Source organism: Phormidium yuhuli AB48 (assembly GCF_023983615.1).
In the GTDB taxonomy this organism is placed as follows: Bacteria; Cyanobacteriota; Cyanobacteriia; order Cyanobacteriales; family Geitlerinemataceae; genus Sodalinema; species Sodalinema yuhuli.
The window spans coordinates 3,223,005-3,236,146 of record NZ_CP098611.1; the positions used below are offsets into that span (position 1 = coordinate 3,223,005).

Below are 13,142 nucleotides of genomic sequence, written 5' to 3' on the forward strand. Positions count from 1 at the left end.
TAGAGATGAAACGTCTAGCATTAGGGACTGCTCAGTTTGGCTTGTCCTATGGGGTAGCTAATCAGCAGGGTCAGGTTAGTATAGACCAGGTTGCGGAGATTCTTAGGGTTGCTAGTGCTGTTGGAGTCGATACCCTAGATACGGCAATCGCTTACGGTGAAAGTGAGCAAGTGCTGGGTCAAGTAGGTGTGAGTTCATTCAAAATCATCTCTAAACTGCAAGCACTCTCCGACGAATCCCTAGATTTACAAAAACAGGTCATCGACTCGGTCGAAAGCTCTTTAGAACGACTCAGAATAACGCAACTCTATGGTTTATTACTGCATCGTCCAGGGCAGTTGCTGAGTAATCAAGGAGTAACCTTATATCAAGCTTTGCAAGACTTAAAGAATAAGGGTTTGGTCAAAAAAATTGGTATTTCTATCTATAGTCCAACGGAGCTAGAAGCTTTATGTCGTTCTTTTGAGTTTGATTTAATTCAAGCTCCATTTAATATATTTGACCGTCGTTTAGAAAGGCAAGGATGGCTGGACAAGTTAAAAAAGAAAGGGGTAGAGGTTCACAGTCGCTCTGTTTTTCTACAGGGTCTGCTTTTGATGGATTCAGCTAGTCGTCCTCAATACTTTGAACGCTGGGAATTTCTATTTAAACGATTAGAAGAATGGTGCAAAACTGAGAATCTAACCTTACTTGAAGCTTGCTTAGGAACTGCATGGTTAAACCAAAATATTGATAAGATTATTGTTGGTGTCGATTCTCTAGCACACTTGCAAGAAATTGTAGCTACAATTACAGACGAATTGTTACTACCTCCTGATGATTTATACTGTGAGGATACTCGCTTGATAAACCCTAGTGAATGGAAGTTATCATGAAGACTTTAGCCATCGTCCAGGCTCGCATGGGATCAACTCGTTTTCCGAATAAAGTGATGCGTCCTATTTTGGAAACTCCCATGATTGGACTTTTACTTGAGCGCCTAGCCCAAGCCAAGAAGATTGATAAAATCATCTTGGCAACCTCTGTCAATAAAATTAATCAATCTTTGGTTGACTATGTTGCTGATTTAGGTTATGAAGTCTATCAAGGAAGTGAAGATGATGTACTTGATCGATATTATCAAGTTGCTAGTATTTACCAGCCAGAAATAGTTGTTCGCATTACAGGAGATTGTCCCCTAATTGAACCTGAAGTAGTTGATGACGCAATCTCAACGTTTCAGTCCTCCAACATCGACTACCTCAGTAATGTAAGTCCCCCAACCTATCCCGATGGTTTAGATGTTGAAGTCTTTTCCTTTACTGCCTTAGCTCAAGCTTGGCAAGAAGCTCGCAAAGCTCAAGAACGAGAGCATGTTACTCCCTACATTCGAGAGTCAGCTAAGTTTAAATTACTGAACATCACACATCCTGAGAATTGTGCAAATCGGCGCTGGACTGTGGATGAACCAGAAGACTTTGAAGTCGTAAAAAATATTTTTCAATATTTTGCTCCCCGCCGTGACTTTAGCTGGTTGGAAGTGCTGAGACTAGAACAGCAGCATCCTGAACTGTTTAGCGCTAATCAACATCTCGTTCGTAATGAAGGAGCAACCCTTGGCAAAGGACAAAAACTCTGGAAACGAGCCAAGCGGGTGATTCCTGGCGGAAATATGCTTTTATCTAAACGAGCGGAAATGTTTCTTCCGGAAAAATGGCCCGCTTATTTCAGTAAAGCTAAGGGCTGCTATGTGTGGGATATGGATGGGCATCAATATATTGATATGTCGATTATGGGAATTGGGACCAATATACTTGGTTATGGACATCCCGAAGTAGATGAGGCAGTACATCAAGCAGTACATCAGGGTAACATGTCCACTTTGAACTGCCCAGAAGAGGTTTATCTGGCTGAGCGTTTGGTGGAATTACATCCCTGGGCAGATATGGTTAGGTTTGCTCGAACGGGTGGAGAGGCTAATGCGATTGCTATCCGTATTGCTCGTGCAGCATCCGGGAAAGATAAGGTGGCAATTTGCGGCTATCATGGCTGGCATGACTGGTATTTAGCCGCGAATTTGGGTGATGATGGTAATCTGGCTGGACATTTGCTACCCGGATTAGAGCCGAATGGGGTTCCATCTACTCTGAAAGATACAATTTATCCTTTTCGGTATAACGACTTTAACCAACTTGAGGCTTTGGTTCAAGCTCATGATATCGGGACTATTAAAATGGAGGTATCCCGCAGTGAACCTCCTAAACATAATTTTTTGAATAAGGTTAGAAAACTGGCTACGGATAAAGGAATTGTCTTGATTTTTGATGAATGTACTTCTGGATTTCGTCAAACCCTTGGAGGCTTACACAAGCTATATGGCGTTGAACCTGACATGGCTATGTTTGGTAAAGCTTTGGGCAATGGTTATGCGATTACTGCCACAATTGGACGGCGAGAGGTTATGGAGGCGGCTCAACGTACATTTATTAGTAGCACATTCTGGACTGAGCGAATTGGTCCAACGGCTGGACTAAAAACTTTAGAGGTTATGGAAAAAATGCAGTCTTGGAATCTCATTACTGAGACAGGACATGAAATTCGTCGGCGGTGGACTGAACTGGCTAACAGGCAAAACTTAGATATTCAAATTTCAGGCTTGCCAGCTTTAAGTGTTTTTAGCTTCCCCAGTCCCAAAATGCTGGAGTATAAAACGCTGATTACTCAAGAGATGCTGAAAAAAGGTTATTTAGCGGCTACCAGTGTTTATGTTTGTACGGAACATAAGCCGGAGATTATTGATGGTTATTTTGAAGCTCTCGAACCAATTTTTGCAACGATTGCTCAGTGTGAAGAGGGTCAAGATATTGAAGCACTTCTAGAAACGAACGTTTGTCATGGTGGATTTAAGCGGTTGAATTGAATTGGTGATGGCTTCTGAGACCCTCCATTGTTTCTGTACTCTGTTTGACATCTTATTTTCACTAAATTTTTTTAGACCGGCATGAGCCAAAAAACTCTAATTATCGCCGCTCACCCTGATGATGAAGTCCTCGGATGCGGTGGGACGATCGCCGCCCAAACCAGTCAGGGAACCTCTGTACAGGTGATGTTTCTAGCCGATGGGGTGTCCTCCCGTGGGGGTGAAGCATCTGCCGAACTTCAACGCCGTCATCATGCCGCTCACACCGCTGCTGAGTTATTAGGGATTGAATCGGTCAGTTTCGCTGACTTCCCCGATAATCAACTGGATACGGTTCCCCTACTCAGGATTGTCCAACGGATTGAGGACAGGATTACCCAGTACCAACCGGATACGATTTTGACTCACCATGCTGGAGATGTGAATATCGACCATCAGCGAGTTCATCAGGCTGTTATCACGGCTTGTCGTCCTCAGCCGGGACATCCCGTGAAAACCTTGCTTCTGTTTGAAGTTCCATCGAGTACGGAATGGCAACCCCCCGGTTCCGCTGCTGCATTTTTGCCGAACTGGTTTATTGATATTTCTGATACCCTAGAGGGTAAACTGGAAGCCCTCGCCGCCTATGGCGAAGAACTGCGAGACTTTCCCCATCCTCGTTCTGTTGAGGCAGTTAAAGCGTTGGCTCGCTGGCGGGGTGCAACGGTGGGGGTTAGGGCAGCTGAGGCGTTTGTCTTGGGCAGGCGGATTGGGTGAGTTTTCTTGCTTCCCCTGTTGATTCACGAATCAGGTCATCGTTCATTGATTCTTAGATTAGGAGCGTCGTGAAAGTTATTTTTCGGGTTGATTCATCTGCACAAATTGGCAGCGGACATTTGATTCGCTGTCGGACTTTGGCGGAGGAGTTACGGCGGCGGGGGGCTGAGGTGCGCTTTATCTGTCGCGAACATCGGGGGAATTTGATTCATCTACTCAGTCAAGCTGCCTTTCCGGTGACGGTTCTGCCTCCCCCTCCCGAGAGTTCAGGAGAGATGAGGGAGGACTATCAGGCTTGGTTGGGTGTCTCTGGGGAAACCGATGCACAGGAGACTCTATTGGCCTTGGGAGGCGAGTCTGCTGATTGGTTGGTGGTAGACCATTATGGACTCGATGCCGTTTGGGAGCGGCAGTTACGTCCCCAGGTGAAACAGATTTTGGTGATTGATGATTTGGCCAATCGTCCCCATGATTGTGATGTGCTGCTAGACCAGAATTATAGTCAGTTGGGGGAACGGCGGTATCAGGGATTGGTTCCCCACTCCTGTCGTCTGCTTCTTGGTCCCCGTTATGGGCTATTACGCCCGGAATATCAGCTCTATCGTCAAACCCGCTCTCCCCATCGGGGACAGGTGCGGCGGGTATTGGTGTTTTTTGGCGGGACGGATTCTCAGAATATGACGGGGAAGGCGCTGGAGGCGTTGTCGTCGTCGGAGTTTGAGGGAATATCCGTGGATGTGGTAGTGGGGGCGAACAATCCCCACCGGGGAGAACTGGAACAGTTGGTGGAGGCCCGTCACTCGGCGGGGATTGGGGAAACGAGGCTCTACTCGACTCGGCCCCATTTGGCGGACTTGATGGCTCAGGCGGATTTGGCGTTGGGGGCGGGGGGGACAACCACTTGGGAACGCTGTTGTTTAGGACTGCCCACGGTGGTGGTTAGCATTGCTGAGAACCAGGTGGCGGCTTGTGAGGCGTTGCAGGCTGAGGGGGTGATTCAGTATTTAGGTGCGGCGAGTCATATCAACGTCACTCAGTTGAGAACAGTTCTCTGTGAGTGGTTGGGGCAGCCATCGCAGTTGCAGGACATGTCGGTGCAGGGGCAACTGCATGTCGATGGACTGGGAACTCAGCGAGTAGCGGAGTGTCTGAAACCCACGGCGTTAGAACAATTGACATTGCGATTGGCCAGAGTAGAGGACATGGCACTCTACTATGATTGGGTGAATGAGCCAGACGTTCGCCGTCAGTCCTGGAATCAAGAGCCAATTGGTTGGAACAGTCATCAAACCTGGTTTCAAGGGAAGATGGCTGACCCGAATTGCTATTTGGGGGTTTTGGAGGCGGACGGCCTACCCGTGGGACAGATTCGTTTTGATATTCAGGGAGAGGACGCGGTCATCGATTATTCTCTGGATAGGCTGGTTCGAGGTCGCGGTTGGGCAACGCCTCTAGTGCGTCTGGGACTAAAGTTGCTGAACAATGTCAAACCCACTTATCTATATGCCGAGGTAAAGCCGGAGAATCGGCCGTCTGCAGCTGTATTTTTGCGGCTAGGGTTTCAGGAAGAATCTTCCCCCCCCCTACTACAACGGACAGGATTTCAGAACCGCCGCGTCTTTCGCTTACCATTCTCTCAGATGCGGATGGCTGGCTCAATGATAGTCTCCCCAAACTCGTCCTAGGCTGGTTGGAGGAGGGGCATCGAGTTCTCTGGACTCATGAGGTCAAGGATTTGCGGGGAGGGGATTTATGTTTCTATCTCAGTTGTGGGCAACTTGTCCCCGCATCGGTTCGTCAAAGGTTCCAGCATAATCTTGTGGTTCACGAGAGCGATTTGCCCCAGGGGAAAGGGTGGTCGCCTTTGACTTGGCAAATCCTGGAGGGGCGCAATTCCATCCCGGTGACGATGTTGGAGGCGGTTGAACGGGTTGACAGTGGCGATATTTATCTGCAAGAGTGGCTAGAGTTCCAAGGAGGTGAACTGATTGATGAGTTACGTCAGGCTCAGGGAGAAGCAACGTTGAGGCTCTGTCGTCGCTTTGTCGCCGATTATCCAAAGATTTTGCGGCAGGCGCAACCCCAGCGGAGCGAAGAGTCGTTTTATCCCCGTCGCAGACCGCGAGATAGCCAACTGGATGTTCAGGGGTCTCTAGCTGAACAGTTTTCTCTGCTACGGGTGGTGGATAATGAGCGGTATCCGGCGTTTATTGACTATAATGGTCGGCGGTATGTCTTAAAGGTGACGGCATTGGGTTAGATTTGTGGGCAATCCGGGGATTTTATGGTGAAATGAGTCTGAAAGCTCCATGAGTTAGGGCGACCACAAGGGTTCGCCCCTGCGACGATGGGGGTAGATTTTCGTATTTTGTGTTAGGGGTTGACTAGGAGGGGGAGGAACTTGGTAATGGACACGGTTGAACAGGTTGGTCAAGTTAAAATCATTCGGCGAGATAGCTTGTCGGGGATTTTGCCAAACCTACAAAGCCTGTTGGAACTTTGTTATCCCAAGCCTCCCAAAGATGTATTTTATCGTGTTTTAGAGCAATATAAAACAGGTTTCCCTGTCTATGCTGCGGTTAGAAAAGAGGAAGAGATTATTGGATTTGCTTATTTATGTCCAAATAGTAAAGGGGGAACGTTAGAAACTTTGGCAGTACACCCTGATTTTCAAGGATTGAGGGTCGGGTCGAAGATAGTCGAGGAGATTTTAAAAAAACATCTAGGTGTTATTCAGATTACGACTAGAGTTCCTATCTTTTTTGAAAAGCTAGGATTCAAGCAGGTTTTTACCTTGCCAGATGGGTCACATTTCATGATATGTCCTAATTTTGAAGTCTAAATATTTAAACCGTCATGCCAACAGCTATTCAAATCTCCCATCGCACAGTTTCTCAACAGCATTCCCCCTTTATCATTGCGGAGATGTCTGGTAATCATAACCAGTCCCTTGACCGGGCCTTAGCCATTGTTGAAGCCGCCGCCAAAGCTGGGGTTCACGCCCTTAAACTCCAGACCTACACAGCGGATACGATGACCCTGGATTTAGATGAAGGGGAGTTTTTTATTGATGACCCTAACTCACTCTGGCACGGTCAATCTCTCTATCAACTCTATCAACAAGCCTATACTCCCTGGGAGTGGCATGAGCCAATCTTGAAACGCTGCCAGGAACTGGGCATTATCGGCTTCAGCACCCCGTTCGATGAAACGGCTGTTGATTTTCTGGAATCGCTAGAGGTTCCCTGCTACAAAATTGCCTCTTTTGAGAATACGGATATCCCTTTGATTCGCAAAGTAGTCAGCACAGGGAAACCCCTCATCATCTCCACCGGAATGGCTACGGTTGCTGAACTGGATGAAACCGTCCGCGCTGCTCGTGAGGCCGGATGTCAGGATTTAGTGTTGCTCAAATGCACGAGTACCTATCCCGCTACCCCAGAAAACAGTAATCTGCTGACAATTCCCCATCTGCGGGAACTGTTCGATGTTCAGGTGGGTCTATCGGACCATACCATGGGAGTGGGAGCCGCCGTTGCCAGTGTGGCGTTGGGGGCAACGGTGATTGAGAAGCACTTCACCCTGGCTCGTGCTGATGGGGGAGTGGATTCAACATTTTCGATGGAACCGCAGGAAATGGCGCAACTGGTGATAGAATCTGAACGGGCTTGGCAAGCACTGGGTCGAGTCCAGTACGGTTCCACTAAGGCTGAGGAAGCATCTTTAGTGTTTCGGAGATCCCTTTATGTTGTTAAGGATATGAAAGCCGGAGAAGTATTTACACAAGAGAATCTTAAAGCAGTCAGGCCGGGGTTGGGTTTACCTCCCAAGCACTATAGTATCCTGTTAGGTCAACGGGTTCAGCGATCAATTAAAGCGGGTACGCCTGTATCATATGAGTTATTGAGATGCCTAAAAGTCTAGAACACAACGCACTTGATATTTGTATGAAAGTTGTTGCAACAATTGAAGCTCGAATGACTTCCTCACGCTTGCCAGGAAAGGTTCTTTTGCCAGTCCTCGGGCAACCGATGCTTTATTACTTGGTAAACCGATTAAAGTCTGTTAATTTGATAAGTGAAATTGTTTTGGCAACTACCACTAATGCAACGGATGATGTTTTGATTGACTTTGCCAGACAAGAAGGCATTTTTTTCTATAGAGGTAGCGAAGAGGACGTGATGTCTCGGGTCATTGGAGCAGCAGAAACTACTAATGCCGATGTAATTGTAGAAATTACAGGTGATTGCCCGATAATTGACCCAGACCTGGTTGAGCAGACCATTCAAATGTATTTGCATCATGACGCAGCCTACGTTAGTAATACTCACATATCCAGTTACCCAGACGGCATGGATACTCAGGTTTTTTCACTAAAGTCCCTCAAGCGTTCTGCTGCAATGACTGATGATCCATTGGATCACGAACATGTATCTCTACACATGAGAAATCATCCAGAAATTTTTTCCCATATACACCTTATTGCACCTCCATCTTTATATTGGCCTAGTTTAGGCTTAACCTTAGATGAACAGGCTGATTACCTTTTTTTGAAAAAAATTATCGAGACGTTAAACCCAAAAAATCCTCTATTTAGTTGTCTGGATACGATCCAGTTACTCAAACAAAACCCTGATTGGTTAGAGATTAATCGTCACGTAATTCGGAAAGGTAACACATGAGTTTTTGTGCATTAGTTGTGGGGCTAGGGCAAATTGGCATGGGTTATGATCTAAATCACGATCCCAAGCAATTCGTTTTGACCCATACTCGCTCTTTCCAGGTTCATCCTAGTTTTGAACTTGCTGGTGGTGTCGATCCAAACCCAGAACGCATCAACTTGTTTCAAGAAAAATACTCGTGTCCTGGCTATATGAGTTTAGAGGCAGCCTTGATTGACATAGAACCAGATATTGTTGCAATTTCAACCCCAACAGCCCAGCATCATCAAACTGTTAGCACAGTTCTCCAAACAATTAAACCTAAAGCTATACTTTGTGAGAAACCTCTGGCTTATGATTTAGGCGAAGCCAAAGCGATCATAGCCGATTGTGAAGCCCAAGGCGTGAAGCTTTATGTCAATTATATGCGTCGTTCAGATCGAGCTGTATTTGATATCAAAAGACGTATTAATCGTGGTTGTATTGCTCAACCCATCAAAGGAGTGGCCTGGTATTCAAAAGGTCTACTAAATAATGGTTCGCATTTTATGAATTTGTTGCAGTATTGGCTAGGAAAAGTAGTCAATTTCAAGGTTATTAGTTCAGGAAGATTATGGGACGGTATTGACCCAGAGCCTGATATACAAGTGACTTTTGAGCTAGGAAATGTTATTTTTTTGTCAGCACGAGAAGAGAATTACTCGCACTGCAACATTGAGTTAATTGCTGGTAACGGGCGTTTGCGTTATGAACAAGGTGGTTCCCAGATCTTTTGGCAAGAAGTTATTGATGATTCAACCCATGAGGGCTATCGAATTTTAAACCCAGTTCCTGAGATGATTAACTCGAATTTCAACCAAATTCAGTGGTATGCTACCGAGCAACTATCAGCCAGTTTGATGGGGAAGGATGCTCATATCTGTTCTGGAAAAGATGCCCTAGAAACCCAAGAAATTATCACTAAAATCCTAGTAAACTCATGAAAAACAACAATTTTACAGATAAGCTAGCAATTCTAGGTGGTCGTAAGACTATCAATCATTCTTTCAAACGCTATAACTCCATTGGTTCTGAAGAAGTTGCTGCAGCCAAAGAAGTAGTAGAAAGTGGTGTTCTATCGAATTTTTTAGGTTGTTGGGATGCAGATTTTTACGGAGGGCCGAAAGTTCAGGAATTCGAGCGTTCCTGCGAAGCCTATTTTGGAGTTAAGCACGCAATTACTGTTAATTCTTGGACTTCCGGTTTAATTGCTGCTGTAGGTGCAATTGGTATTGAACCCGGGGATGAAATCATTGTAAGTCCTTGGACAATGTGTGCAAGCGCAACTGCAATCCTACATTGGAACGCAATCCCCGTCTTTGCTGATATTGAACCTGAGACATTTAATCTAGATCCTAAGTCGGTTGAAGCCAATATTAGTCCTTATACAAAAGCGATCTTGGCGATCGATATCTTCGGCCATTCCGCAGACATGGATTCTTTAATAGAGATTGCATCGCGATATAATTTAAAGGTAATCTCGGATACCGCCCAAGCCCCTGGCGCTTACTATAAAGGGAGGTATGCTGGTACGATAGCTCATGTTGGAGGCTATAGTCTTAACTACCATAAGCATATACATACAGGTGAAGGAGGGATTCTTGTTACGGATGACGATGATATTGCTGAGCGTCTCCAGCTGATCCGCAATCATGCGGAGGCAGTAGTGGGTGACAAGGGAACCAACAATCTTGCTAATATGATCGGGTATAATTTCCGATTAGGGGAGATTGAGTGTGCGATCGGCATCGAACAACTCAAAAAATTGAAGGTTCTAGTGGCTACGCGACAGCGAGCTGCGGAGCGATTGAGTGCAGGTTTACAGGGATTAGAGGGATTGCGGACTCCCATCATTAAGCCTGACTGTACCCACGCCTATTACGTCTATCCAATGGTGCTGGATGTAGGACGCTTAGGGGTCAGTCGTGATAAGCTTTATGAAGCTTTGGTGGCTGAAGGAATTGAAGGCCTTGCGCCAGGTTACACTAACCTACACCTATTGCCCATGTACCAACAGAAGATAGCTTATGGTTCTAAGGGTTTTCCTTGGACATCTGATATCTGCCACCGTGACGTGAATTATAGTCAAGGAATTTGTCCTGTAGCTGAAGACTTACAGGCGAATCGATATCTGGGATATGAAATGTGTTTAAGTGACTTGAGCGATGATGATGTGGATCTAGTGCTAGCTGCCTTCCAAAAAGTTTGGAGAAATTTAGAGTTTTTATGCTAGTATTAATAGAACGGCTATTTTTCTGGGTAAGCGTTGAAACCCTTAGTTTATCATTGGCTAGATCACTATAGCAGTCCTAAATGATTTGTAACATTTCCTTCTCCCCTCTCCCAGAACGGGAGAGGGGTTGGGGGTGAGGTTCTTCCACAACTGATTTAGGATTGCTATATAAACCATAAAAGAGGGCTGAAACCTACATTCTACGATTGTCTTTTAAAAAGCTAGTCCGGAGTGTTATAGTATAGCCGTAATGCAGAACACTTAGTGTTGAAGAAAGAAAATTGCTAATGTCTAATCCTGATAGTTTTTTAAATGGAACAGTTGTCTACTTGAGAAGACCCAACCTTCAGATTGATGTAATAGAAGGGGAGTGGCATCACTGGTTTAATGATTATGAGACAACTCGGTATCTTAGTCATGGCTTCTTTCCTATAACTAGAGATGAAGAACTAGAAATTGTTAAGAGCAATATGAAGCGCTCTGATATGTTGCTGCTTACTATTGTAGACATAGATAACGATAAACCTCTAGGGTTGATATCTCTATCAGACATTGATCCTGTTAACAGACGTGCTGAAATTGCTATAGTTATGGGGAAGCGAAAAAAATTAGGTGCGGCACTTGAGGCTATGGCACTTCTTACCCAACATGCCTTTGATCGGCTCAATTTAGATAAAATTTATGCTGGACAACACGAAAAACTTTGGAAGTGGGTAAATACCCTTGAGTTAATCGGATACAAAATTGAAGGATATAGAGAAAAGTTTGGAAGAAGAAACTGTAAGCCATATGGAGTGGTTTTAACCGGAGTTGAAGTCGATAATTTTAATGAATTACGATCTGTAAGAGATGGAAAAATACTGGGGGATGATATTTACTCACTGATGAAAAGTCGCTCTAAGAAGAATAAAGTATTTGATTTAGCTCAATATCTTAAATCTTTGTACTTGACACCTGAAAACTGAAATACAATTTTAGACTTGTGTTTTGATTTCATGAATCATTTTACTTTACTACAAAACACCCTAAAAGTAACTAAAAAATCCAAGGTGTGTGTTGTTAGTCACGACGCAGGTGGTGCAGAAATTCTGGCAAGTTATGTTGCCAGAAATGAGTTAGATAGCCTATTTGTTTTGGCAGGTCCTGCAATTAAGGTGTTTGAACGTCGAATGGGAAAGATTAAGATTACTAATCTTGAAGAAGCCCTAATGTCTTGTGATTGGTGTCTTTGCAGTACCAGTTGGCAATCTGACTTAGAATGGAAGGCAATTCGTCAAGCCAGGGATGCCCATAAGCATGTTGTTGTGTTTCTGGATCATTGGGTTAACTATCGCGAACGTTTCATTCGCCAAGGAATTGAGCATCTTCCTGATGAGATTTGGGTTGGTGATGTCTATGCACAAAATATGGCATCTCAGATATTTTTAGATATCCCCATTAAATTAGTCAAAAACACTTATTTTAAGGATATTCAGGAACAGCTAAAAAAACATCCTCATAAAAAATCAGCTAAAGCTACTGAAGTTACTGTGCTTTGTGTCTGCGAGCCTATTGCCGATCATGCGCTAAAAACCTATGGGGACGAACGCTATTGGGGATACACGGAACACGATGCACTAGAGTATTTTTTGGAAAATATTTCAGTTTTAAATGAGGAAGTCAAAAAAGTAATTATTCGACCTCATCCATCTGAACCTCTAGGTAAATACAGCTATGTTCGGGAAAAATTTTGTGATTTAACAATCGATTTAGGGGTAAGACGAACTTTATTGGAGGAAATCAGCCAAAGTCATGTTGTTGTTGGCTGTGAAACTATGGCAATGGTTATTGGGCTATTGGCACAAAAAAGAGTTATTAGTTGCATCCCACCTGAGGGAAAACCGTGTAGTCTTCCTCAAACAGAGATAGAATATCTTGCTGAACTTATCAAGATCCACGAACCTACTCGTTGAAAATCGAAAAATCGGGATGGCTACGGTTGCCGAACTGGATGAAACCGTCCGCGCCGCTCGTGAAGCTGCATGTGAGGATTTAGTGTTGCTCAAATGTACCAGTACCTATCCCGCCACCCCAGAAAACAGTAATCTGCTGACGATTCCCCATCTGCGGGAACTGTTCGATGTTCAGGTGGGTCTATCGGACCATACCATGGGAGTGGGGGCCGCTGTCGCCAGTGTGGCGTTGGGGGCAACGGTGATTGAGAAGCACTTCACCCTGGCCCGTGCTGATGGGGGAGTGGATTCAACGTTTTTGATGGAACCGCAGGAAATGGCGCAACTTATGATATGATATGAACGGCATTGGAAAGTATTGGGTCAAGTCCAATACGGTTCTACTGATGCTGAGGAGGGATCGCGGATGTTTCGGCGCAGTCTGTATGTGGTACAGGATTTAAGGATAGGGAGGTGTTGAGACGGGACAGTGTTCGGGCGATTCGTCCGGGTTTGGGGTTGCCGCCGAAGTATTTGGATATAGTGTTAGGCATTGCAGTTAAGAGAAATGCTTGTGTTGGTGTCCCGTTTGCCTGGAATGTTCTTGGTTAACATAAAAGCAT

13 protein-coding genes are annotated in these 13,142 nt (G+C 45.0%); all 13 read left to right on the top strand.

The annotated features are described in order from the left end of the window. Positions 1-5 precede the first annotated feature (5 nt). Positions 6-875 (top strand): aldo/keto reductase, encoded by an 870-nt coding sequence (locus NEA10_RS13785; RefSeq protein WP_252661297.1) that lies wholly within the window; start codon positions 6-8, stop codon positions 873-875. Further along, positions 872-2,899, top strand: coding sequence for an aminotransferase class III-fold pyridoxal phosphate-dependent enzyme (locus NEA10_RS13790; protein WP_252661299.1), 2,028 nt, complete (start codon positions 872-874; stop codon positions 2,897-2,899). The genes NEA10_RS13785 and NEA10_RS13790 overlap by 4 nt, the downstream gene beginning before the upstream one ends. Positions 2,900-2,980: 81 nt before the next feature. Then, positions 2,981-3,655 (top strand): PIG-L deacetylase family protein, encoded by a 675-nt coding sequence (locus tag NEA10_RS13795; protein ID WP_252661301.1) that lies wholly within the window; start codon positions 2,981-2,983, stop codon positions 3,653-3,655. Between the two features lie 68 nt (positions 3,656-3,723). Next, positions 3,724-5,340 carry a UDP-2,4-diacetamido-2,4,6-trideoxy-beta-L-altropyranose hydrolase gene (gene pseG, locus NEA10_RS13800; RefSeq protein ID WP_252661310.1) on the top strand — a complete coding sequence of 539 codons (1,617 nt, stop codon included), beginning with the start codon at positions 3,724-3,726 and terminating at the stop codon, positions 5,338-5,340. A 50-nt stretch (positions 5,341-5,390) separates the two neighbouring features. Then, a complete protein-coding gene (locus NEA10_RS13805; protein ID WP_252665358.1) occupies positions 5,391-5,915 on the top strand; it encodes a formyltransferase family protein in 525 nt (174 codons plus the stop codon). 147 nt (positions 5,916-6,062) lie between these two features. Beyond that, entirely contained in the window at positions 6,063-6,497 is a 435-nt protein-coding gene (locus NEA10_RS13810) for a GNAT family N-acetyltransferase (protein WP_252661312.1), read from the top strand. A 14-nt stretch (positions 6,498-6,511) separates the two neighbouring features. Continuing rightward, entirely contained in the window at positions 6,512-7,579 is a 1,068-nt protein-coding gene (gene pseI / locus NEA10_RS13815) for a pseudaminic acid synthase (protein ID WP_252661314.1), read from the top strand. A gap of 23 nt (positions 7,580-7,602) precedes the next feature. Beyond that, positions 7,603-8,337 (top strand): cytidylyltransferase domain-containing protein, encoded by a 735-nt coding sequence (locus NEA10_RS13820; protein WP_252661316.1) that lies wholly within the window; start codon positions 7,603-7,605, stop codon positions 8,335-8,337. After that, entirely contained in the window at positions 8,334-9,299 is a 966-nt protein-coding gene (locus tag NEA10_RS13825; RefSeq protein ID WP_252661318.1) for a Gfo/Idh/MocA family protein, read from the top strand. Before NEA10_RS13820 ends, NEA10_RS13825 begins: the two co-directional genes overlap by 4 nt. Beyond that, on the top strand, positions 9,296-10,588 hold the full coding sequence (locus NEA10_RS13830) for a DegT/DnrJ/EryC1/StrS family aminotransferase (RefSeq protein ID WP_252661320.1): 1,293 nt from the start codon (positions 9,296-9,298) through the stop codon (positions 10,586-10,588). The genes NEA10_RS13825 and NEA10_RS13830 overlap by 4 nt, the downstream gene beginning before the upstream one ends. 287 nt (positions 10,589-10,875) lie before the next feature. Next, entirely contained in the window at positions 10,876-11,553 is a 678-nt protein-coding gene (locus NEA10_RS13835; RefSeq protein ID WP_252661322.1) for a GNAT family N-acetyltransferase, read from the top strand. Positions 11,554-11,583: 30 nt separating this feature from the next. After that, entirely contained in the window at positions 11,584-12,540 is a 957-nt protein-coding gene (locus tag NEA10_RS13840) for a glycosyltransferase family protein (RefSeq protein WP_252661324.1), read from the top strand. Between the two features lie 16 nt (positions 12,541-12,556). After that, positions 12,557-12,877 (top strand): N-acetylneuraminate synthase family protein, encoded by a 321-nt coding sequence (locus tag NEA10_RS13845; RefSeq protein ID WP_252661326.1) that lies wholly within the window; start codon positions 12,557-12,559, stop codon positions 12,875-12,877. The last annotated feature ends 265 nt before the right edge of the window (positions 12,878-13,142 follow it).

Bases quoted from the DNA above. Each gene is read 5' to 3' on its own strand.
- NEA10_RS13785 (WP_252661297.1), top strand. From the start codon at position 6: ATGAAACGTCTAGCATTAGGGACTGCTCAGTTTGGCTTGTCCTATGGG.
- NEA10_RS13830 (WP_252661320.1), top strand. From the start codon at position 9,296: ATGAAAAACAACAATTTTACAGATAAGCTAGCAATTCTAGGTGGTCGT.
- NEA10_RS13845 (WP_252661326.1), top strand. From the start codon at position 12,557: ATGGCTACGGTTGCCGAACTGGATGAAACCGTCCGCGCCGCTCGTGAA.
- NEA10_RS13835 (WP_252661322.1), top strand. From the start codon at position 10,876: ATGTCTAATCCTGATAGTTTTTTAAATGGAACAGTTGTCTACTTGAGA.
- NEA10_RS13795 (WP_252661301.1), top strand. From the start codon at position 2,981: ATGAGCCAAAAAACTCTAATTATCGCCGCTCACCCTGATGATGAAGTC.
- NEA10_RS13820 (WP_252661316.1), top strand. From the start codon at position 7,603: ATGAAAGTTGTTGCAACAATTGAAGCTCGAATGACTTCCTCACGCTTG.
- NEA10_RS13825 (WP_252661318.1), top strand. From the start codon at position 8,334: ATGAGTTTTTGTGCATTAGTTGTGGGGCTAGGGCAAATTGGCATGGGT.
- NEA10_RS13790 (WP_252661299.1), top strand. From the start codon at position 872: ATGAAGACTTTAGCCATCGTCCAGGCTCGCATGGGATCAACTCGTTTT.
- pseI (WP_252661314.1), top strand. From the start codon at position 6,512: ATGCCAACAGCTATTCAAATCTCCCATCGCACAGTTTCTCAACAGCAT.
- NEA10_RS13810 (WP_252661312.1), top strand. From the start codon at position 6,063: ATGGACACGGTTGAACAGGTTGGTCAAGTTAAAATCATTCGGCGAGAT.
- NEA10_RS13840 (WP_252661324.1), top strand. From the start codon at position 11,584: ATGAATCATTTTACTTTACTACAAAACACCCTAAAAGTAACTAAAAAA.